This is a genomic window from Lampropedia aestuarii, from assembly GCF_004803635.1.
Taxonomy (GTDB): Bacteria; Pseudomonadota; Gammaproteobacteria; order Burkholderiales; family Burkholderiaceae_C; genus Lampropedia; species Lampropedia aestuarii.
In genome coordinates this window covers 83,256-104,212 of the sequence record NZ_SSWX01000003.1, presented here as the reverse complement: position 1 = coordinate 104,212, position 20,957 = coordinate 83,256, and the positions used below count along the sequence as shown (strand labels likewise).

19 protein-coding genes are annotated in these 20,957 nt (G+C 56.5%); 10 read left to right on the top strand and 9 right to left on the bottom strand.

Annotated features, from left to right (window positions below; genetic code table 11):
* Nucleotides 1-57: 57 nt before the first annotated feature.
* From E8K88_RS03200 to E8K88_RS03185, 4 genes are all read right to left on the bottom strand, one after another.
* The gene (locus E8K88_RS03200) at nt 58-1,452 is read right to left on the bottom strand and encodes a GntP family permease (RefSeq protein ID WP_136405208.1); all 1,395 of its coding nucleotides are present in this window, start codon (nt 1,450-1,452) and stop codon (nt 58-60) included.
* A 639-nt stretch (nt 1,453-2,091) separates the two neighbouring features.
* Entirely contained in the window at nt 2,092-2,979 is an 888-nt protein-coding gene (locus E8K88_RS03195) for an NAD-dependent epimerase/dehydratase family protein (RefSeq protein ID WP_168797234.1), read from the bottom strand.
* A gap of 25 nt (nt 2,980-3,004) precedes the next feature.
* Nucleotides 3,005-3,598: a thiol-disulfide oxidoreductase DCC family protein gene (locus E8K88_RS03190; RefSeq protein ID WP_168797233.1), complete on the bottom strand. Its 594-nt coding sequence runs from the start codon at nt 3,596-3,598 to the stop codon at nt 3,005-3,007.
* A 137-nt stretch (nt 3,599-3,735) separates the two neighbouring features.
* A complete protein-coding gene (locus E8K88_RS03185; RefSeq protein WP_136405205.1) occupies nt 3,736-4,272 on the bottom strand; it encodes a GbsR/MarR family transcriptional regulator in 537 nt (178 codons plus the stop codon).
* A 100-nt stretch (nt 4,273-4,372) separates the two neighbouring features.
* On the opposite strand from E8K88_RS03185, the gene E8K88_RS03180 reads away from it, so the two are divergent.
* The 5 genes from E8K88_RS03180 (at nt 4,373) to E8K88_RS03160 (ending at nt 7,786) form a co-directional block, all read left to right on the top strand.
* Nucleotides 4,373-5,224 (top strand): TatD family hydrolase, encoded by an 852-nt coding sequence (locus E8K88_RS03180; RefSeq protein WP_136405204.1) that lies wholly within the window; start codon nt 4,373-4,375, stop codon nt 5,222-5,224.
* Nucleotides 5,221-5,745: a DNA-deoxyinosine glycosylase gene (locus E8K88_RS03175; RefSeq protein WP_240754288.1), complete on the top strand. Its 525-nt coding sequence runs from the start codon at nt 5,221-5,223 to the stop codon at nt 5,743-5,745. The genes E8K88_RS03180 and E8K88_RS03175 overlap by 4 nt, the downstream gene beginning before the upstream one ends.
* Before the next feature lie 126 nt (nt 5,746-5,871).
* Complete coding sequence (locus E8K88_RS03170) at nt 5,872-6,633, top strand: class I SAM-dependent methyltransferase (protein WP_136405202.1); 762 nt, start codon at nt 5,872-5,874, stop codon at nt 6,631-6,633.
* An 84-nt stretch (nt 6,634-6,717) separates the two neighbouring features.
* A complete protein-coding gene (locus tag E8K88_RS03165; protein ID WP_136405201.1) occupies nt 6,718-7,107 on the top strand; it encodes a HEAT repeat domain-containing protein in 390 nt (129 codons plus the stop codon).
* 253 nt (nt 7,108-7,360) lie between these two features.
* The gene (locus E8K88_RS03160) at nt 7,361-7,786 is read left to right on the top strand and encodes a PaaI family thioesterase (RefSeq protein ID WP_136405200.1); all 426 of its coding nucleotides are present in this window, start codon (nt 7,361-7,363) and stop codon (nt 7,784-7,786) included.
* Between the two features lie 304 nt (nt 7,787-8,090).
* Here the strand turns inward: E8K88_RS03160 and ilvC are convergent, their stop codons facing one another.
* From ilvC to E8K88_RS03145, 3 genes are all read right to left on the bottom strand, one after another.
* Nucleotides 8,091-9,143: a ketol-acid reductoisomerase gene (gene ilvC / locus E8K88_RS03155; RefSeq protein ID WP_276606647.1), complete on the bottom strand. Its 1,053-nt coding sequence runs from the start codon at nt 9,141-9,143 to the stop codon at nt 8,091-8,093.
* 80 nt (nt 9,144-9,223) lie between these two features.
* Nucleotides 9,224-9,715 carry an acetolactate synthase small subunit gene (ilvN, locus tag E8K88_RS03150; RefSeq protein WP_136405198.1) on the bottom strand — a complete coding sequence of 164 codons (492 nt, stop codon included), beginning with the start codon at nt 9,713-9,715 and terminating at the stop codon, nt 9,224-9,226.
* A 195-nt stretch (nt 9,716-9,910) separates the two neighbouring features.
* Nucleotides 9,911-11,704: an acetolactate synthase 3 catalytic subunit gene (locus E8K88_RS03145; protein WP_136405197.1), complete on the bottom strand. Its 1,794-nt coding sequence runs from the start codon at nt 11,702-11,704 to the stop codon at nt 9,911-9,913.
* 427 nt (nt 11,705-12,131) lie between these two features.
* Here E8K88_RS03145 and E8K88_RS03140 point away from each other — a divergent pair, with 427 nt between their 5' ends.
* The 5 genes from E8K88_RS03140 (at nt 12,132) to E8K88_RS03120 (ending at nt 15,303) form a co-directional block, all read left to right on the top strand.
* Nucleotides 12,132-12,701 carry an RNA polymerase sigma factor gene (locus E8K88_RS03140; RefSeq protein WP_136405347.1) on the top strand — a complete coding sequence of 190 codons (570 nt, stop codon included), beginning with the start codon at nt 12,132-12,134 and terminating at the stop codon, nt 12,699-12,701.
* Entirely contained in the window at nt 12,698-13,159 is a 462-nt protein-coding gene (locus E8K88_RS03135; protein WP_136405196.1) for a DUF3619 family protein, read from the top strand. The genes E8K88_RS03140 and E8K88_RS03135 overlap by 4 nt, the downstream gene beginning before the upstream one ends.
* Nucleotides 13,160-13,239: 80 nt before the next feature.
* The gene (locus tag E8K88_RS03130) at nt 13,240-14,166 is read left to right on the top strand and encodes a DUF3106 domain-containing protein (RefSeq protein WP_136405195.1); all 927 of its coding nucleotides are present in this window, start codon (nt 13,240-13,242) and stop codon (nt 14,164-14,166) included.
* Nucleotides 14,167-14,329: 163 nt separating this feature from the next.
* Nucleotides 14,330-14,710 (top strand): diacylglycerol kinase, encoded by a 381-nt coding sequence (locus E8K88_RS03125; RefSeq protein ID WP_205880011.1) that lies wholly within the window; start codon nt 14,330-14,332, stop codon nt 14,708-14,710.
* Complete coding sequence (locus E8K88_RS03120; protein ID WP_136405193.1) at nt 14,707-15,303, top strand: LOG family protein; 597 nt, start codon at nt 14,707-14,709, stop codon at nt 15,301-15,303. Before E8K88_RS03125 ends, E8K88_RS03120 begins: the two co-directional genes overlap by 4 nt.
* Nucleotides 15,304-15,598: 295 nt before the next feature.
* Here E8K88_RS03120 and E8K88_RS03115 read toward each other — a convergent pair whose 3' ends face one another.
* Together E8K88_RS03115 and E8K88_RS03110 are read right to left on the bottom strand one after the other, a co-directional pair.
* A complete protein-coding gene (locus E8K88_RS03115) occupies nt 15,599-18,145 on the bottom strand; it encodes an ABC transporter permease (protein ID WP_136405192.1) in 2,547 nt (848 codons plus the stop codon).
* 266 nt (nt 18,146-18,411) lie between these two features.
* On the bottom strand, nt 18,412-20,643 hold the full coding sequence (locus tag E8K88_RS03110) for an NADP-dependent isocitrate dehydrogenase (protein ID WP_136405191.1): 2,232 nt from the start codon (nt 20,641-20,643) through the stop codon (nt 18,412-18,414).
* Nucleotides 20,644-20,957 lie beyond the last annotated feature (314 nt).

Sequence of the window (20,957 nt, the reverse complement as noted above, 5' to 3'; positions counted from 1 at the left end):
TTTTCCGGCAAACCAAGCCTGCAAGCAGGACTTGGCTTACCACACCAAACACGCGGTTTAGAAGCTGCCAAACACCGTACCCAACGCAATCACCACCACCAAGGCGGTCATTGGGAACAACATCGTCACTGCCGCAATATTGGCGTAAGACTGGCGGTGCGTGAGTTTGCAAATCGCCAGCAGCGTGATGATGGCGCCGCAATGCGGCAAGGTGTCCATGCCACCAGCGGCCAACACTGCCACGCGGTGCAGCAGATCGGGGCTGATGCCGGCCTGCTCGGCCATGCGCAGGTAATCTGGCCCCAGCGCTTCGAGCGCAATACTCAAGCCACCCGATGATGAACCTGTGATGCCCGAGAGCACGTTCATCGCAATCGCCTCAGAAATCAGGGGATTGTTTGGAGACACATTCAAGACGGCATTTTTAATCAGTGTAAAGCCCGCCAAACTCGCCACCACGGCGCCATACCCCACTTCAGAAGCGGTATTGAACAAAGGCAGCATGAAGCCAAACACGCCTTTGTTCACGGTCGCCTTCAAATCCGCCCAATGCCTCAAACGCATGACCACCAGCATCAGACAGGCCACCGCCAAAGCCACAATCAGCGACCACAAGCCCACGCTGGTTGCAAGATTGAGTTTGGGAAAGGCTTCTTGCATAAAGCCCAAATCGACATTCGGAAACACCGCATAGGTGAACAAGGCATTCACGCCCACCACCATCAGCAAAGGCAGCAGCGCCTGCCATACCGGCAACTCCGTGGTGTTGACCACCTCACCCGGATTGGCATCCTCATCGTCCACATGGTGGCCATAGCCCTCGCCTGACTTGCGGGCAGCAGCTACGCGCGTTTGCAACCACCACAGGCCACCGCCGGCCATGATCAGCGCGGCAATAATGCCCAAGCCAGGCGCAGCAAATGAGTTCGTGCCGAAGTACTTGATCGGAATCGCATTGACAATCGCAGGCGTGCCAGGCAAGGCCGTCATCGTGAATGTGAATGACCCCAAGGCAATCGAAGCCGGAATCAACCGTTTGGGCACATTGGCCGACTGGAACAAGTCCTTGGCAATCGGGTAGACCGCAAAGGCCACGACAAACAGCGACACCCCGCCGTAAGTCAGCAAGGCACACGCAGTGACCACCACGACCACGGCGTGCTTTTCTCCCACAACGCGAACAATCCATTTAGACAGCGTGTGCGCCGCACCCGAATCTGCTATCAAGCGCCCAAACAAGGCCCCCAATAAAAAGATCGGCAGAAAATTCATCGCATAACCGGCCAGCGCAGGCATGAACGTGCTGGTGTAGAACGGCAGCAGCAAACTCATTTCACCCGACAAAATCACTGCCAAGGCCGCCATAATTGGCGCCAGCAGCAGCACCGTCACCCCCCGATAGGCGAAAAACATCAGCAACAGCAACGACACCACAATCGCTACAACTCCCATCGCGACTCCCTTTTGATTGTAAAAAACCGTGCACTCTACCAGCTGCAGGGAATTCTCCAAAAATGGCTGAGCACGCCAGTGGTCATACCAGTGAAGAACAAGTGTGCTATATGCGATGGCCTATGGCCGGGCGAAACACCACACCCAAAAAAACACCTCAATGCCTGCGGCCGTTGGCAATAAGCACGACCAACAGGACCACCGCAGCCAATGCACTACCGGTAGATCCGGCCCTGCAAATTGCTGGTGATTGGCGCAACGGGCAGCTCAGTTTTGCTTTCTTCTTTTCTCTTAAAACGTGTTTACGATCTTTTTGCAGTCGCGCAAGGCACTAAAAAGAGGCTGTGCAAGGCGCCTGTTGCCGCTCATACGTCTGCACGGNTCCGGCCCTGCAAATTGCTGGTGATTGGCGCAACGGGCAGCTCAGTTTTGCTTTCTTCTTTTCTCTTAAAACGTGTTTACGATCTTTTTGCAGTCGCGCAAGGCACTAAAAAGAGGCTGTGCAAGGCGCCTGTTGCCGCTCATACGTCTGCACGGGCAAAACGGGCAACGCCGCAATGCGTTTTTTTGTGTTTCAACACGGCTGCGTCGAGATTTTGAACAGGCGCTTCGATGCCTGCGTGCGCCAAGCCTGTTGCATTAGGCCTGTTGCACTAACTGGCTGTAATGCGTAGGCGCACGCCCCAGCAAAGCGGTAATGCCTGCCGCATCGGCGATGTTGTCATGGCTGAGCAAGCCCAAGGCTTCGCTGCCCCAAGGGGTGAGAGGGAGTGCATCGCCCAATTTCGCCGAGGCCTTGGTCAACCCATCGGGCAGCTTCAGCATCAACGCGGGCCTGCTGCCGTTTTGCGCGCGCAAGCTGGCAATAAAACCCGCCAACGGCACTGCCGCAGCACCAACCGCATCCAAACTGCTGGGCCGCTGAGCCTGCGGCAAGGACAAGATGCGGGCAACGCATTGCGCCAACTCCAGCACATGGACTGGCTGAATCTGCGTGCGCCAGGCCACTGCAGGCAATACGCAGACCGGCAGGCGCGCCAGATTCAGAAACAAGTTGGAGCTATCCCCCCCCTTGCCAAACACCACACTGGGCCGCACCAGGGTCGCAGACAAACCGGCCTGCATCTGCGTTTGCAGTGCCTGTTCAGCAGCCCGTTTTGTGATGCCATACGGCGTGGTGTTCTGGCCAATGCCCAGCGAGCTCACCTGCACCAGGTGCGCCAGCTGCATGCGCCTGGCGGCCTCAAACACCGCAGCCGGCGTATCGGTGTGTACCGCCTGCATTGGGCGTTTGGCGGTATCACGCAACACCCCGACCGCATTCACCACGGCATCAACACCCTCCAAACGTGGCATCCAGGTATCGGCTTGCGTGTCGCGCCCATAGTCAACCACGGTATCGCCCGGCTGCATCGCCTGGGCATGGCGGGCTGACACCCCGTGAATGACCTGGTGGCCTTGCTGCGCAAGCGCAGCGCTGATGTGCCGCCCGATGAATCCTTTACCGCCCAATACAAGTACTCGCATGGTCATGCTCCTTTATGCTGTCGATTCAAATGGACTCACGCTGCTGTGGCTGCTGCGCAGTCCCACTTGCACGCACAGGCCCTGCAGCTTGCTCAGCAGCTGCGTTGCCATCTTCTGCATACGCGCCCAACTCGCAGCGGCCTGCCTGGCAACGATTGGCTTGCCAATGCGCATTTTGCGCTGCGGCTTGCACCTGACGACGTTTGGCCCGCTGCCGCGACGCCTCGAAGAACCCCGATAGGAGTCGGCTGGGTAGCCGATAGCGGTTGCGTGCTACGCTGGGGTAGAGCGCCTTGGCCAGCGCATGCACCCCCGGCCAATTCAACACGCGCCCTACCCAGCCCATGTCAGTGGCCTGGTAAATCACAACGAATGCATCGACCCCGACATACCACACACCCGCCGCATCGCGCGCATGCAGCAACGCCATCAAGTCCTTCTGAAGTTTGTCCGCTGAATGCCGCGCCAGTGCAGTGGCATCCGAAGCATCAACCAAACGCAGCACATCCGCATGGTCACGCGCTTTGATATTGTGCATTTCACTGCGGCACAGTTGACAACTGTGGTCATAAAACACCGTCAACGGCCACTGGATACTTGTTTGAATACCTGCTTGCATAAGGCTTCCTTTTTGCATGGCCTGGCGGCCATGGAATACACTGCATTTCTGTTCATTCGTTTATTTCTGTCAAAACAGAAATAATTAACCAAATAAAAAGGATGTCACCCCATCCTTTGCCGATCTCCCCGCAATTTCTATTTCTCGGCACTATCACCACGCACAAACTTTTGCACCTTCGCGCCCAAATTCAGCACCTTCACCAAGGTACTTGGCGATAAGCGCAGCATCTCGTCTGCCCACACCCCCAACGAATCCATCAAAGCCAGGGTTTCGCGCACCCGGTCCTGTGTATCGGGCGCTTCGTGCTCAAAATCGGGCGAGGCCACCAAGTCGCGCAGCATTTGCACTGTGGGCTGAAACTCCCGTTCCTTGCGCTCGCGCACGACGGTGCGAAACAGCTCCCACACATCGTGCGAGGTTTCGTAGTAATCGCGCCGATCGCCCAACACCTGGGTCAACCGCACCAAACGCAGGCTTTGCAACTCACGCAGGCTGTTGCTGACGTTGGAGCGCGCCACATTCAGGGTTTGGGCAATCTCTTCGCCATTGAGCGGTTTGCCATGAAAGAACAGCAAGGCATGGATTTGGGCTACGGTTCGGTTGACCCCCCATGCCACTCCCATCTCACCCCAATGGAGAACAAATTTGTGTGCGCTTTGACTCAGTTCCATGGTCGCGATTCTATTCCTTCTTTTATTTCTGTCAAGACAGAAATAAAAGAAATCAACCCGACTGAATGCAGGCATCTGCGCGCCGCCGTATCATCGCCGCATGATCTGGATTGACACCCACTGCCATTTGGATGCCCCCGAGTTTGCCTCCGACCGTTCGCAAGAGCGCGAACGTGCCCGTGCGCTGGGCGTGGCCTGCTGCGTGATCCCCGCAGTCGCACAGCGCACCTGGGCCGATGCCAAACAAGATGCCCACCGCTTTGGCGATGCCTACGCGCTGGGCATTCACCCGCTCTACACGCCCGAGAGCCAAGCCAATGATCTCCAACTGCTGGATACGATGCTCAGCGCCAACCACAGCGATACGCGTCTGGTTGCAGTCGGTGAAATTGGCCTTGATTATTTCGTTGACCTGGACCCGGTCTGGCAAGAACGCGTCCTCCATGAACAATTAGTGCTGGCCAAAACTCAGCAACTGCCAGTCATTTTGCATGTACGCAAATCGGTGGACCGCGTGCTCAAGTACCTGCGCCAAACGCATTTCGCGCACGGCGGCATTGCCCACGCCTTCAATGGCAGCATGCAGCAAGCCCATGCGTTTTTAGACATGGGCTTCAAGCTCGGCTTTGGCGGCGCGATGACCTATGAACGCGCCAGACAATTGCGCCAATTGGCCACCACCCTTCCCTGTGATGCCATAGTGATGGAAACCGATGCCCCGGACATCCCGCCGCACTGGCTGTATGTGGATGCCGAGGCCCGCGCACAAGGCCAGCGGCAAGGGCGCAATAGCCCCGCCGAACTGCCCCGCATTGCGGCACACATCGCCGAACTACGGGGCGTAGAGATTGAGGCCTGGGCCGCACAAACCACGCGTAATGCCTTGGCCGCACTCCCCAAGCTGGCGCACATCCTGCCCGAAGCACAAGTCCAAGCAGAGGCCACATCTTGAACGCAGCGCCAGCCCCGCCCACCGCTCTCACCCGATTACAAGGCCTGCCGCCGATTGCCAACGCCCACATAAGGGCCATTGTGCTGGGCAGCTTTCCCGGCGCAGCATCATTAGCCGCTGCGCAGTACTACGCGCATCCACGCAACCATTTCTGGCCCATCATGGCCGCGCTGTGGCCCGGCGATCCACAACCTAGTACTTATGCCGAGCGCTGCACTTGGCTGTTGGATCACGGCGTCGGCGTATGGGATGTATACGCCAGTTGCGAGCGCCAAGGCAGCTTGGACAGCGCCATTCGCGCAGCCGTTTGCAATGATTTTGAAGGCCTGCTAACCCAATGCCCCGAACTGGCTTTAATCGCCCACAACGGCCAGGAAAGTTACCGCCACCACAAACGCTTGCTGCATTTGGGCCTGCCCTGCGTGCGCCTGCCCTCGACCAGCCCGGCCAATGCCAGCATGCGGCTGGAGCACAAAATCGCCGCATGGCGTGCCGCTTTCGCCCCCATATTCGGACTTTGAGACCCAGCGCCTGGCGCGCAAGCCCGCAACGAACGCCAAGTCAGTGGACAATAAGCGCTTTGATCGCTCAGAGCCTGTTGGCGATCTATTTACAGACCGCCAACACGCCCGCATAAGGAAAACGCTTTGTCAGACTCCCACGAACTCCCCGATGTCAGCATCTCCGAGGAAGATGGCGTGCGCCATTTACACCTGGATTCCCCCTGGATCCAAGGCTCGATGCGCATTGCCAAGCCGATTGAAATCGAGCTGGAATACGTGCAGCGCATGATGGCCTGGCTGCTGTTTGTGGAGCCCGAAGAAGTTGCTGACTTGCAAGCCATGCAGCTGGGCCTGGGCGCGGCCGCCCTGACCAAGTTTTGCTACAAGCGCTTGGGCATGCGCACCACGACCATTGAGCTGAACCCACAAGTGGTCGCCGCCTGCATGCGCTGGTTTCGCCTTCCTGATAATGACGAGCGCTTGCAAGTGCTGGTCGCCAACGCGGCTGATGCGGTGCAAGACCCGGATTGGCAAAGCAGCATCGACGCCCTGCAAATCGACCTGTACGACCACGACGCAGCCGGCCCCGTGCTGGAAAGCGCCGAGTTTTATGCCGACTGTTTTGGCATGCTGGCTCCCAATGGCTGCATGACCGTCAACCTGTTTGGCCGCACCTCCAGCTTTGAGCGCAATATGCGCAATATCGCGGCTGCGTTTGGTGATGCCAATGTCTGGCATTTCAAACCGACCCGGGAAGGCAATACCGTGATTCTGGCGCGCAAAGCGCCAGTTGAGGTGAGCACGGCGGTGTTGCGCCAGCGGGCGGAGACTATTGAGGCGAAGTGGAAGTTGCCTGCGCGCTTGTGGGTGCATGCTTTACAGAGTTGGGGGAAAGTGGCTGGGTAAGGATCGGTTTGTATATGCACAACAGCAATGCATCTTGAATGTGATCCGCAGCATAGGTGAAAACACCAAACAATTGGAAGAACAATGATCGATAGTCAGACATGGATTGAAATCACCAGGGATCTTGCCAGCAAAGACGTTGACATTGCAGTTGCAGCTTGCGAAGCTCTGCACGCGCTGGCTGATCAAGATGACGTTCCACGTCTTCTTGGCTTACTGGCTGATCCTGATTTCTTTATTCGAGAGGCCGCAGCTTGGCCGCTCACCGAATTAGCAGGGGCTGATGCATTACCTCAATTGCTGATCGCATTCCAACGCGGCTATGACGAAGGGCATGATAACGATGGCTTCAGCACCGCTTTACTTCAAATCCCAGCGCTTTTTCCGGAGTCCAAAACACAGGTGGCTAAATTATTGGACACCGCTGAAGGCAGTCAACGCGAGCATCTAATCTGGCTGATGGATTTCTATTAAAACGCTAAATGACACGAATAGGATGCTCTGAAAAAAGAGCCATGACATTTCCACATCCCTATTGCAACGCCGCAATTCTAAGACGTGGCTGGCGTGGTCAGCAAAGCTGCACCACAGCGCGCGCCCTGTCCCCAAGCCGACGCCATCATGTGCCCTATCGCCTATAAAGTTATACCTTGAAGAAAGAGCTACCAGATTGCCAAGTGCACAATGCGCTGGCGAAGGAAGAGCATCAATAACAAAGGACGACTCGATGGACGATATTCAACAACGCATTGCAAGCAGCTTTGCCGCGCAGGGCTTGATGGAGACCTTGAACGCAAAGCTGGTCTTGGTGGCCGATGGCGAAGTGCAGATCGCCTTGCCATTTTCCAAGCACTTATCGCAACAGCACGGCTACATCCATGCTGGCGCAGTCACCAGTGTGGTGGATAGTGCTTGCGGCTATGCGGCCTTGACCACAGCACCACCGGGCAGCGAGGTGGTGACTGCGGAGTTCAAGATCAACTTCATGCGCCCAGCGCTGGGCGAGCGTTTTCTGGCAGTTGGCAAGGTGCAAAGCGCTGGCAAATCACTGTGTGTTTGTACCGGCGAAGTGCGTGCCTTTGCCAGCGATGATGCGCAGTACAAGGTGGTGGCGTTGATGCAGGCCACAGTTGTGTATGTTGCGCCGCGCTAGTGGTGGGCGGATTCGGCGGGCTTGGCCAGGCTAGCCAATCACATGCACTGAAAACCGCTTGCAGCTCTTACAAAGTGCTTCGCAACGCCGCATTTCTAGGCGGCAGCTGGCGTGGGCAGCCTAGCTGCGCCACCCAATGCCCACTCTGCACGCCTTGCAGTCAACAGCCAATAAAACAATCACTGAGCGCGCTCAACATACCGCGTAATTGACTGACTCGCGGGCATAAAAAAACCATCCAGTGCACGCGGCATGGATGGTTTTTGATCGTCACGCCAGACAGCGCTGGCATGTGCCCAATTGCTTAGTTGCGTGTTTTGTCAACCAGCTTGTTCTTGGCAATCCAAGGCATCATCGAGCGCAGTTGGCTGCCCACGACTTCGATCTGGTGATCGGCGGTATTGCGACGACGGGCTGTCATCGATGGGTAGTTCAGGCGGCCTTCCTGGATGAACATCTTCGCGTATTCGCCGTCCTGGATGCGCTTGAGTGCATTGCGCATGGCGATGCGGGACTCGTTGTTGATCACTTCAGGACCGGTCACGTACTCACCGTACTCGGCGTTGTTCGAGATCGAGTAGTTCATGTTGCCGATACCACCTTCGTAGATCAGGTCCACGATCAGCTTCAGCTCGTGCAAGCACTCGAAGTAAGCCATTTCTGGAGCGTAACCGGCTTCAACCAGGGTTTCGAAGCCCATTTTGATCAGCTCAACAGCACCGCCGCACAGCACTGCTTGTTCGCCGAACAAGTCAGTTTCTGTTTCTTCTTTGAACGATGTTTCGATGATGCCAGCTTTGCCACCGCCGTTGGCTGTCGCGTACGACAAGGCCAGGTCACGGGCTTTGCCGGATTTATCTTGGTGTACAGCAACCAGGTGTGGCACGCCGCCGCCTTGGGTGTAGGTGTTGCGCACGGTATGGCCTGGGGCTTTAGGAGCCACCATCCAGACGTCCAGGTCTTCGCGTGGCACGACTTGGTTGTAGTGCACGTTGAAGCCGTGGGCAAATGCCAGCGACGCGCCTTTTTTGATGTTTGGCTCGACGTGCTCTTTGTAGACAGCACCGATGTCTTCGTCTGGCAGCAAGATCATGACGACGTCGGCTTTTTTCACAGCAGCGCCAATTTCCATGACTTTCAGGCCGGCTTTCTCAGCCTTTTCCCAGGATGCGCCGTTTTTGCGCACGCCCACAATGACTTTGACTTTGCTGTCGTTCAGGTTTTGAGCGTGGGCATGGCCCTGGCTACCGTAACCGATGATGGCGACCGTTTTGCCTTTGATCAAGCTCAGATCACAGTCCTTGTCGTAAAACACTTTCATTGTTTGCTCCTGCTTTTGGGGGGGGGTTGTTCTCAACCGGTAAAAAAACAAAAAACCAATTTCTCTCTGCACTGGCTCAATCCATGGCGCTGAACCAATGCGATTGAAACAGGGGATCAGAGACGCAAAATGCGCTCACCTCGACCGATGCCATTGGGGCCTGTGCGAACAGTCTCCAAAATGGCTGTGCGGTCGATGGCATTGAGAAAGGCATCGATTTTGCCTTGATCGCCGGTCAATTCAATGGTGTAACTTTTGTCAGTCACATCAATGATGCGGCCACGGAAAATATCCGTTGTACGTTTGATCTCTTCACGCTCCTTGCCTGAAGCACGTACTTTCACGATCATCAATTCACGCTCTGTATAAGCGCCATCGGTCAAATCCACCACCTTGACCACTTCAATCAAGCGATTCAAGTGCTTGGTGATTTGCTCGATGGTGTCATCTGAGCCCACTGTCTGGATCGTCATGCGCGACAGCGATGGATCCTCCGTCGGGGCGACGGTCAGTGATTCAATGTTGTAGCCGCGTGCAGAAAACAAACCCACCACGCGGGATAAGGCGCCTGGCTCGTTTTCGAGCAGGACTGCGATGATATGTCGCATTTAAAGACTCCTCTTTTCGTTGCCCTCACCCCGCAGCGGTCACTGCTGGACTTGGCAAACAATTGATTCATCGAACAATAAAAGGGAAAAGGAACCGTGTTGTCGCAAGCAGCCCACCTGGCAGATCATGGTGAATCTGGCCGGTGGCTGCCACTCGAACACGCATTCAAAAAGTGGCGGCCGAATCGATGCGTTTTACAGATCGTCTGCGCCCAGCAGCATCTCTGTAATCCCTTTACCGGCTTGCACCATAGGGAATACGTTTTCAGTCGGATCGGTGCGGAAGTCCAAAAACACCGTGCGGTTTTTGAGCTTGCGCGCCTCGCGCAAGGCGCCTTCGACGTCTTGTGGACGCTCAATCAGCATGCCCACATGGCCATACGCTTCAGCCAATTTGACGAAGTCTGGCAGTGCATCCATGTAGCTGTTGCTGTAGCGGCCAGAGTATTCAATCTCTTGCCACTGGCGCACCATGCCCAGGTAGCGGTTGTTCAAAGCACAAATGATGATCGGTGTGTCGTACTGCTTGCACGTCGACAGCTCCTGGATACACATTTGCACCGAGCCTTCACCGGTAATGGTGAACACTTCGCTTTGGGGTTTGGCCAGCTTGATGCCCATCGCATACGGAATGCCCACGCCCATCGTCCCCAGACCACCGGAGTTGATCCAGCGGCGCGGCTCGTCAAAGCGGTAATACTGCGCCGCCCACATCTGGTGCTGACCTACGTCAGAGGTGATGTAAACGTCGTCGTTCTTGGTCATATTCCACAGGGTCTCAACGACGTACTGCGGCTTGATCACATCCTGGTTGCCACGGTCGTAATCAAGGCATTTGCGCTCGCGCCAAGTATTGATTTGCGCCCACCATTGCTGCAAGGCTTCGGCATCGGGCTTCTCGTTGCTCTCCTCGAGCATATTGAGCAACTCGACCAGCACATCTTTGCAGTCACCCACAATCGGCACCTGCACTTTGACGCGCTTGGAGATCACTGATGGGTCGACATCGATGTGGATGATCTTGCGCTCGTTTTGCATGAAGTGCTTGACGTTGCCGATCACGCGGTCATCAAAACGCGCGCCAATCGCAATCAGCACATCGCAGTTTTGCATGGCGTTGTTGGCTTCCACCGTACCATGCATGCCGAGCATGCCCAAAAATTTGGGGTCAGAGGCTGGGAAGGAACCCAAACCCATCAAGGTATTCGTGACTGGATAACCCAGTTTATTGGCCAGTGCGCGCACTTCATTGCTGGCATCGGCCAGCACCGCGCCACCGCCAACATAGATGTAGGGGCGCTTGGCGGCCAGCAGGTACTGCATGGCTTTGCGGATTTGACCGGAATGGCCTTTGCGCACCGGGTTGTAGGAGCGCATTTCCACTGTCTCGGGGTAGCCGCTGAATGGCACCTTTTTGAACGAGACGTCTTTGGGAATGTCAATCACCACGGGGCCAGGACGGCCTGATCGGGCAATATGAAACGCTTTTTTGACCGTAATCGCAATGTCTTCGGCATTTTTAACCAAGAAGTTATGCTTGACCACAGGGCGGGTGATGCCGACCGTGTCGCACTCTTGGAATGCATCGAACCCGATCGCAGGCGTGGGCACTTGCCCAGAAATCACCACCATCGGAATACTGTCCATATAGGCAGTGGCCAAACCAGTAATGGCATTGGTCAGGCCAGGCCCAGAAGTCACCAAAGCCACACCGACCTCGCCTGTCGCACGGGCATAGCCATCGGCAGCGTGCACAGCCGCTTGCTCATGGCGCACCAAAACATGCTCAACCGTTTCTTGGCGGTACAAGGCATCGTAAATGTACAAAACAGCGCCACCAGGGTAACCCCAGAGGTGTTTGACATTTTCTGCAGCGAGGGATTTGATAAGAATGTCAGCGCCCATCAACTCTGTGGGGGCTGTTGCGGAGGTATTAGCGCGCTGCGCAGCGTCGGCAGCGGACTTGTACTCGGCTTTGGAGATTTCCATGATGAACCTTCTGATTTTCTAAACTGAAAACTTTCGGTGCCCCTTGCCCAGCTCTTGTGAAGCGGACTCAGAACTTAAGAACGTGAATACGGGTCTGATACAGGGCCCTATGCCCAACCCCATCACGCCCCGTTTGCATTGAGATGCGAAGTAATAGCGGATAATTATCGCATCATTTTTCAGTCAGCAACACGCCTGCGCGCATTTTTTTGCAACAATGCCTGATAATTGCAGGCTTGAATGGTCAAGCAACATGTTCTGCAACGCTCGGCAGCCAAGGTCTTGAGGGCAAATTCGCCAACCACTCTCTGACAGTCTCATGCGCGCATCCCTAGGGAAACTCCGTAGAGTCCACCTAGGCATTCGCACTGTTGAGCAACTGTTCCTGACACTCCATCCTTTCCACCCTCTCACATTAGAGCTTGCTTTGGCATCCGAAAAAGAATTCGCAGAATTTCTCCAAGACGTGGAAAAGCGCGCCTTTAAACGGGCACTGTTTCACGTCAAGGACGAGCATGCTGCGCTAGATATCGTGCAAGACAGCATGATGCGCTTGGCAGAAAACTATGCAGACAAGCCCATTGATGAGGTCCGCATGCTGTTTAACCGCATTCTGGCCAACACCACACTGGACTGGTTTCGCAGGCAAAAAACCCGCAATGCTTTATTTAGTAACTTCAGTGATTTTGAAAGCAATAGCAGTGAAGATGACACTTTCTCATTGCTAGAGCACTATGCTGGCCCGGATGGCACAGACATGGTCGAGAGCGCAGAAATCACAACTGAACGTAAGCAAGTGTTTGAACAGATAGAAGATGCATTAAAAAAACTGCCTGCGCGTCAACGCGAGGCATTCATCATGCGTTACTGGGAGGACATGGATGTTGCAGAGACGGCCGCAGCGATGGGTTGCTCAGAAGGGAGCGTCAAAACCCATTGTTTTCGTGCTGTTCAGGCCTTGAGTACCACACTCAGTGCATTAGGGGTGAAATTATGAATGAAACAAAATCGGAAATGAGCGAGCATGACATAGACCGGTTGGGTCAATTGCTTGCCAAGCCGCTGCGTCAAAATGAGAGTCATGTCGCCAAAGACATCTCGGAGCGGCTTCGCGTGGCGCGCATGCAGGCCATGGATGCGCACCGCATTGTCTTGGCCCATCGCACCGCTGAGACAGCTGCGCCCAGCAGCAGTGCTGTGAAAAAACAGCTGGCATGGTGGAAAAAACTGCTTGCTGCCATTCCAGTGGCCGCCGCAGGTGCAGGCATTGTATTTATGCAAGGTGCAGTCAGTGACGATGGCACGGGTGAAATGATCGAGACCGATCTGCAAATTCTCTCAAGCCCAGTGCCCCCATCGGCGTTGTCAGACCCGGCGTTCCTACAATACCTGAAGACGCAAAATATCGATATGGCCAAACCAGCGCCATCGACAGCGGCGACACAATCGCGCTGATTCAAACCGTGCTAACCTGCTGCCACTCCTTCTGGCAGCAGGTTTTTCTGCTTGATTTGCCATCCATTCATTGAAGTTTCGTGCAGACACCCACTAACGCCAACACCCCTCATACACCTCGCTGGACAGCCGCACTCAGCTGCTTCGTGCTAGCGGGCTTGCTTGCTTCGTGGCAGCAACTGCAGCTGCCCCTGCTGACCCCCTCATTGCCGATAGGCCTGAATTACGCAGGCCCGTTGATGCTCGCAGGCGATCCACAGTTGCCTCTGGAGCTGCGCTTGCATTTGCTGCCAGAGCAAAACCAGGCCGATGTCGACAAAGCGCCCCGTCAATCGCCATCGGGTGTGCACATCACACGGCCGGTGTGGAGTGACCTCTCCAGCGACAATCAAGCCACCCTCGCAGGGCTGGAGGCCGTCTGGCCATTCATCAGCAATGCAGAAAAGCGCCGCTGGCTGGCCATTGCCAAAGAAGCCAAAGGCATGAGCGACATTGACCGCGAGCGCCTGAGTCTGAACATCACCAATTGGGGTTATTTCAATGAAAACCAGCGCCAGGCACTGCGCCAGCAATACCGCGGCTGGGATGACTCGGACTTAGGCGCACTCAACCAGGCCTGGGAAAGTTACAGGGCCCTCGCCCCAGATGTTCGCGCCCAACTGGCCAAAGCAGCCGAGCAAGCCAAGGCCCCTGCCAAACCTGCAGCACGGCGCAAAAATTTGGTGCGCATTCCTGCCGCCAATCAAGCCCGACCAGGCGTGAGTAACCTGCCAAAAATTCCGCTGCAGCCCGTGGATTTTGCACACCCAACCCCCAAAAAACAACCGTCACAAGACGCGCCAAGCAGCCCACCGGAAGCCGAGCAACGCCCGGTGACGGCAGTGGCAACGGTCAGCATTCCTGAGCCGGAAAAGCGCCCCGCCCCTCAGACCAGCGCGCCGCGTGTGATTTACTGGTACGGTATTCCGATCACGCCACCAGAGCCGGTGCCGCTGTACACGGACTGATGGGCATCTGATGCGCCTGGGGCAGTGTTACTCGTGACGCCACGCGTCACGACGCAGGCATATGCAAGACATATGCAAGCGCCATAATGCAGGGCTTTTATCTGCTAGCATGAATGCTTTGTGCTCATGCCGCATGACGCTCTTCATCCCCCACACACTGACTATGTCAACTGATCATCAAACCAAGAAAACTGGTCTTGGCCGCGTGCTGTCTGCTTTCAAAAACTCCTGCAACGGTTTGCGCGCGGCCTGCAAAGAGGCCGCTTTTCGGCAAGAGCTGGTATTGGCAGTCATTTTGACACCAGCGGCGTTCTGGGTTGGTCAAAGCTGGCTGGAGGTGTGCTTCTTGATTGGCACTGTGCTGTTCGTCTTGGTGACCGAAATACTCAACTCAGCGATCGAGGCAGTGGTCGATCGTGTCGGTCCCGAGTGGCATGTGCTCTCCAAAAATGCCAAGGACTTGGGCAGTGCCGCCGTTTTATTAGCTCTGGCCTTTTGCCTGCTGACATGGGCATGGGCTCTGCATGAAAGGTTTTTTGCGTGACAACTCCCTCTTTTTCGATTTGTGTTTACTGCGGCTCGCGTGATGGCATCAATGCACGCATGAGTCAGGCAGCCGAGCAAGTGGGACGCTGGATTGGCGAGCACGGCGGCCAACTGGTCTATGGCGGCGGCAAGACAGGCCTGATGGGCACCGTAGCCAGAGCCACCAAAGAAGCCGGAGGGCGCGTGGTCGGCATCATCCCTACAGCCCTGGTCAACAAGGAGCTGGCCAACGACGCCTGCGATGAATTGCATGTGGTGGACACAATGCACCAGCGCAAAGCCATGATGGCCGAGCGCAGCGACGCATTCCTGACCCTGCCAGGCGGCATCGGCACGTTTGAAGAATTGTTCGAGATCTGGACTTGGCGCCAACTCGGCTACCACGACAAGCCCATTGGCATTCTGAACACCGAGAACTACTACGGCCAGCTGCAAAGCTTCTTAGACAGTTGTGTGCACAGCGGCTTCATGAACGACTGGCAAATGGAGCTGGTCACCATTGGCGATGACATTCCACGCCTGTTGAAGCAACTGGTAGAAAACGCCGGCGTGCCTCAGCGTTCGCCAGAGGACTTGACGCAACACCTCTGAGAACGTGTTTACGATCTTTTCGCAGACCGCGTTGGAGCCCAAAAGGCAAGGCGCAAAAAGCGCATTACGGCGTTGCCCGTTTTGCTCATACAGACGTATGAGCGGCAACAGGCGCCTTGCACTGCCTCTTTTTTGTGCCTTGCGGGACTGTGAAAAGATCGTAAAAACGTTCTGAGAGCTGCCCCTAGAGACAGCTTGCTGCGCCAATCACCTGCCACGAGGTGCTTGCCACGCACCTTAACAGCGCTGGAAGTCGCCAAGGCGCCCACCTTGGCCCAGCATGCAAAAGGCGCGCTTATATCGACGACAAGCTGCGCAAGCTGTCAGCGACTGGGCGACTCAATACCTCACGCAGCCCCCACCAGCCAGCCAACAAGGCCAGCACAGCGCCGGCCAAGGCACTGAGCACCGGCGCCCACAGCGGAAAACTCCAGCTAAAGTCAAACACAAAACGCGCCAGGCCCCAGCCAATGCCGATGGCGGCCAGCGACGCCAGCACGCCCGCCAAGGCCCCAACGCCAGCCAACTCGGCACGTTGCACATGCGCCAACAGGCGGCTGCTCGCACCGATGGCCCGCATCAGCGTGTACTCGCGGGCGCGCTCTTCACGCGTCGCACTGACTGCTGCAAACAACACCACCAGACCGGCAGCCAAGGCAAACGCAAACAGCAATTCCACCGCCCTGCTGACCTGGCCGAGCACACGCTGGATTTGCAGCAAGGTCACCGACAAGTCTACATTCGTGATGTTCGGAAACTGCCGCACCAAAGCATTGTCAAAGCCCGGCGTTTCTGGCGCGCGGTAAGCACTCAGGTAGCTGACTGGCAAATCGGGCATGGCTGCGACGGGAAATAGCACAAAAAAATTGGCATTCATGCTGCTCCAGTCGAGCTTGCGGATCGAGGTCACTGCCGCCTCATGCGGCAGGCCGCCAATATCAAACAGCAGCCGGTCGCCCATGGTGATGCCCAGCCGCTCGGCAATGCCTTCTTCGATGCTCAGGCCATCGGTCTGGCCTGCTACCCACTGGCCAGCCACAACACGGTTGCCATCCGGCAAAGCCTCGTCAAAGCTGAGGTTGAACTCGCGGTCGACCTGGCGCTTGGCATCATCATTCTCATAGTCGTTGGGGCTGACCACATGGTCATTGATTTGCACCAAACGACCGCGAACCATCGGGTACCACTGGTAATGGCTGACACCGCCAGCCTTGAGGGCCTGCTGAAAGTCATCAGCCTGGTCGGGCTGGATATTGATGACAAAACGGTTATTGGCATCGACTGGCGTCGCCTGCTGCCAGCTGCCAATCAGATCCGTGCGCAGCAAGACCAGCAAGACCAAGGCCAGCAGGCCAATCGCCAAAGAGCTGATTTGAATCACCGCAAACACAGGCCGAGCCGCCAGCTGGCGTGTCGCCAGCAATAGCCAGCGCGGCGCCGTGGCCTCGTTCACCGCCATACGCAAAATCCGAATAGCCAATGCCGCCATGCCCGCAAACAACAATACCGCCATGGCAAAGCCCCCGACCGAAATCGCGCCCAGGGTGGCATTGCCACTGACCACAAACAACAAAATGGCAAAGCCCAAAAGTCCGGCCAGCACGACCGTGCGCGATGCGGGCTTGAGCTGGCCGATATCGCGGCGCATGACCCGCAGCGGCGGCACCTGGGCCAATTGCAACACCGGCGCCAAGCCAAATGCGAGCAGCAGCGTCAAGCCCATACCCAGGCCCAACACCACCGGCCACCAGCCCGCTGGCGGCAGCTGCACCTGCAAAAGACCGGCCAGCATGTTGACAAACACCACATGGACGCCAAATCCGATCAAGACCCCTACCCCAATGGCAAGTAGGCCCACGGTCAAAAACTCGACCAAATACGCACCGATGATAGCGCGCTGGCTCAAACCCAGCACGCGCCACATCGCCGCGCCGTCAATATGGCGCGCTGCAAATGAACGTGCTGCCAAAGCCACACCCACCGCAGACAGCAAGGCTGCGAGCAAGGCCACCAGGCGCAAAAAGGACTCGGCACGCTCCAAGGTACGCTGCATTTGCGGGCTGCCACTCTCCAGCGTCATCAAGCGCAAGCCGCGCTCAGTACCGGCATCAATCACGGCCTGCACTTGCTGACCAAAGGCGGCAAGGGCGGCTGTATCCTCACCAGCGACCAGCAGGCGCCAATTCAAGCGGCTGGCCGGCTGCACCAGCTGGGTGGACTCCAGCTCGTCCAAGTTCACCATCACGCGTGGCGAAAAGCTCATAAAGCCTGCACCACGGTCAGGCTCGTTGGTGATAACGCGGCTGATCGTGAAGCTGCGCTCTCCCAGGTGCATGGTATCGCCCAGCCCAATTTCCAGGCCCGCAAGCAATGCTGCATCGACCCACACCTGGCCTTTGTCGGGCCCGCCTGTGGTCGGCTGGCCTTGGGCGGCCAAATCGCTGGCCGTCAGTTGTTCATTCCACTCTGTAGTGGTTTGAATCGCGCCGCGCAGCGGGTAGGCAGGCTCAACGGCTTTGAGCGAGACCAGCCGGCTATTGCCGCCTTGCGCATCATCGGCACGCGCCATGGTCGGGAACACCACCGTCACGGCGGTATGCAGACCCGCCGCCTGCGCTTGCGCACGCAATGCGCTGGATATGCCATGGTCGCTGGCAACCACCACATCGGCAGCCAGGAGCTGGCGGGCATCGCGCTGGATTCCGCCTTGCAAACGGTCAGCAAAGAACGCCACAGCAGTGAGCGCTGCCACGGCCAATGCCACGGCCAGCAGCAACACCGTCAGCTCACCTGCGCGCAGGTCGCGGCGCAGTGTTTTCCATCCGAGCGAGAGCAATTGCATGCGAGAAATCCATTTGTCAATCAAGGTCAGTGGCCATGGCTGCCACTCGTACAGCCCCTGCGGGGCATGGCATTGCACGAGGGCCGAGCCAGGACAATTTTGTATTGTGTCATTGACACGAATGTGCTTGCTGCAAAGGGCTTTTTACTGCCGCCCTGGTGCTGGTTGAATGAGCCAAACAGGCATAAAAAAACCGCATGGCCGGGCCATGCGGTTTTTTTATGAAGTAGCCAAAGCGCCAATCCTGGCGCTCTGCTGGTGCGCGCTTAGGCCAAGGCTGCGATAGCGGCGTTGAATGTGCTGCTTGGGCGCATCACCACATCCAGCTTGGCCACGTCAGGCTGGAAGTAACCACCAATGTCGGCGGCCTTGCCTTGCACGGCTTTGAATTCGGCCACGATCGCGGCTTCGTTCTCAGCCAGCTGCTTGGCCACTGGGGCGAACTTCGCGGCCAGCTCAGCATCCTGGGTTTGCTCGGCCAGGGCTTGGGCCCAGTACAGCGCAATATAGAACTGGCTGCCACGGTTGTCCAACTCACCGGTGCGGCGCGATGGGGACTTGTTCTCGTCCAGCAGTTTGCCTGTGGCTTCGTCCAAGGTTTTGGCCAACAGCTTGGCGCGCTCGTTGTTGTTCTTGATGCCCAGCTCCTCAAAAGAAACGGCCAATGCCAAGAACTCACCCAGCGAATCCCAGCGCAGGTGGTTTTCTTCCACCAATTGCTGCACATGCTTAGGTGCAGAGCCGCCTGCACCGGTTTCGTACAAACCGCCGCCGTTCATCAAAGGCACGATGGAGAGCATTTTGGCCGAGGTGCCCAGTTCCATGATTGGGAACAAGTCAGTCAGATAGTCGCGCAGGATGTTGCCGGTCACCGAGATCGTGTCCAGACCGCGGGCGACGCGCTCCAGGGTGTAGCGCATCGCGCGCACTTGGGACATGATGAAGATGTCCAGACCGTTGGTGTCGTGGTCTTTCAGGTACAGCTTGACCTTTTTGATCAGCTCGGCCTCGTGAGGACGGTACGGATCCAGCCAGAACACCGCAGGCGTGTTGGAGTTGCGGGCGCGTGTGACAGCCAGTTTGACCCAGTCGCGGATTGGTGCGTCCTTGACCTGGCACATGCGCCAGATGTCGCCCGCTTCCACTTCTTGGGTCAGCAGCACTTCACCGGTGGCCAGGTCAACGATGTTGGCGGTGCCGGCTTCTGCCAGTTCGAAGGTTTTGTCGTGCGAGCCGTACTCTTCGGCTTTTTGCGCCATCAAACCGACGTTTGGCACAGTGCCCATGGTGCGTGGGTCGAAGTTGCCGTGCCATTTGCAGAAATTGATCATTTCCTGGTAGATACGGGCAAAGGTCGACTCTGGCATCACGGCCTTGCAGTCGTATGGCTTGCCGTCCGCTCCCCACATTTTGCCGCCGCTGCGGATCATCGCTGGCATGGATGCATCAACGATCACATCGTTAGGCGAGTGGAAGTTGGTAATGCCTTTGGCCGAATCAACCATCGCCAATGCAGGGCGGTCTTCTTGGCACTTGTGCAAATCGCGCTCGATTTCTTCGCGCAGCGAATTGGGCAGCGTAGCGATTTTGGCGTACAGATCGGCCATGCCGTTGTTCACGTTCACGCCCAGCTCATCAAACAGTTTGGCGTGTTTCTCGAACGCTTCTTTGTAGAAGATTTTGACGCAGTGGCCAAATACGATCGGGTGGGAAACCTTCATCATCGTGGCCTTGACGTGCAAGGAGAACAAGATGCCGGCTTCTTTACAGTCTTCGATCTCACGCTCATAAAAGTCGCACAGCGCTTTTTTGCTCATGAACATCGAATCGATCACTTCGCCTTCTTGCAGCGCGACTTTGGGCTTGAGCACCACGGTTTTACCGTCTTTGGTGATCAGCTCCATTTTCACGTCGCGGGCTTTGTCCAAAGTCAGCGATTTTTCACCGTGGTAGAAATCGCCTTCGTGCATGTGCGACACATGAGTTTGCGACCACTGCTTCCACTCGCCCATGGAGTGCGGGTGTTTTTTCGCGTAGTTTTTGACGGCGGCAGGCGCGCGGCGGTCAGAGTTGCCCTCACGCAGCACTGGGTTCACCGCCGAGCCCAGGCATTTGGAGTAACGCGCTTTGATGTCTTTTTCTGCGTCAGTGCTTGGGTTCTCTGGGAAATCAGGAATGGCATAGCCTTTGTCTTGCAACTCTTTGATCGCGGCTTTGAGCTGGCCCACGGAAGCGCTGATGTTGGGCAGTTTGATGATGTTGGCTTCAGGAGTCAGCGTCAAGACGCCCAAATCGGCCAAGTTGTTTGGCACTTGTTGCTCAGCGGTCAGGTGATCAGGGAATTCACCCAAGATCCTTGCTGCCAGCGAAATATCGCTCTCTGCCACATTGATGCCGGCAGCACTGGCAAAGCCGCGCACCACAGGCAAAAACGCTGCAGTTGCCAAGCGAGGGGCTTCGTCGGTCAGGGTGTAGATGATAGTAGGTTGGGTGGTCATCTGAGCTTTCTTTAGCAAGTATTCGGATGGGGACTGTCACTGATGACAGCCAGTTTAAGAAGCCTTGTAGAGCCTTCCTGACGCTGGCTGTCTGTCGATATGCAACGCAATGTCATATTGCGGAAACGAACACCACTGATTGTCGTCGTTTTTAAAGTCTTATACAAGACCTGTCCCACCGCTGTAGGGGGAAAAAAGCAATTTATGCATCGTGCAGTGCAGCATTGCAGCCATGTTATAGGGCAAGTGCCCATGCATGACTGGCCTGCCTGTCTACCTGCCTGCTGTGTGTTGCTGCACTTGTCCAAAAACCC

What these genes read in the sequence shown, in the direction of transcription:
- E8K88_RS03195 (WP_168797234.1), bottom strand. Translation starts at nt 2,979, where the DNA reads ATGCGAGTACTTGTATTGGGCGGTAAAGGATTCATCGGGCGGCACATC.
- E8K88_RS03200 (WP_136405208.1), bottom strand. Translation starts at nt 1,452, where the DNA reads ATGGGAGTTGTAGCGATTGTGGTGTCGTTGCTGTTGCTGATGTTTTTC.
- E8K88_RS03185 (WP_136405205.1), bottom strand. Translation starts at nt 4,272, where the DNA reads ATGGAACTGAGTCAAAGCGCACACAAATTTGTTCTCCATTGGGGTGAG.
- E8K88_RS03125 (WP_205880011.1), top strand. Translation starts at nt 14,330, where the DNA reads ATGTCAACTGATCATCAAACCAAGAAAACTGGTCTTGGCCGCGTGCTG.
- E8K88_RS03165 (WP_136405201.1), top strand. Translation starts at nt 6,718, where the DNA reads ATGATCGATAGTCAGACATGGATTGAAATCACCAGGGATCTTGCCAGC.
- E8K88_RS03135 (WP_136405196.1), top strand. Translation starts at nt 12,698, where the DNA reads ATGAATGAAACAAAATCGGAAATGAGCGAGCATGACATAGACCGGTTG.
- E8K88_RS03145 (WP_136405197.1), bottom strand. Translation starts at nt 11,704, where the DNA reads ATGGAAATCTCCAAAGCCGAGTACAAGTCCGCTGCCGACGCTGCGCAG.
- ilvN (WP_136405198.1), bottom strand. Translation starts at nt 9,715, where the DNA reads ATGCGACATATCATCGCAGTCCTGCTCGAAAACGAGCCAGGCGCCTTA.
- E8K88_RS03110 (WP_136405191.1), bottom strand. Translation starts at nt 20,643, where the DNA reads ATGACCACCCAACCTACTATCATCTACACCCTGACCGACGAAGCCCCT.
- E8K88_RS03160 (WP_136405200.1), top strand. Translation starts at nt 7,361, where the DNA reads ATGGACGATATTCAACAACGCATTGCAAGCAGCTTTGCCGCGCAGGGC.
- E8K88_RS03115 (WP_136405192.1), bottom strand. Translation starts at nt 18,145, where the DNA reads ATGCAATTGCTCTCGCTCGGATGGAAAACACTGCGCCGCGACCTGCGC.
- E8K88_RS03190 (WP_168797233.1), bottom strand. Translation starts at nt 3,598, where the DNA reads ATGCAAGCAGGTATTCAAACAAGTATCCAGTGGCCGTTGACGGTGTTT.
- E8K88_RS03180 (WP_136405204.1), top strand. Translation starts at nt 4,373, where the DNA reads ATGATCTGGATTGACACCCACTGCCATTTGGATGCCCCCGAGTTTGCC.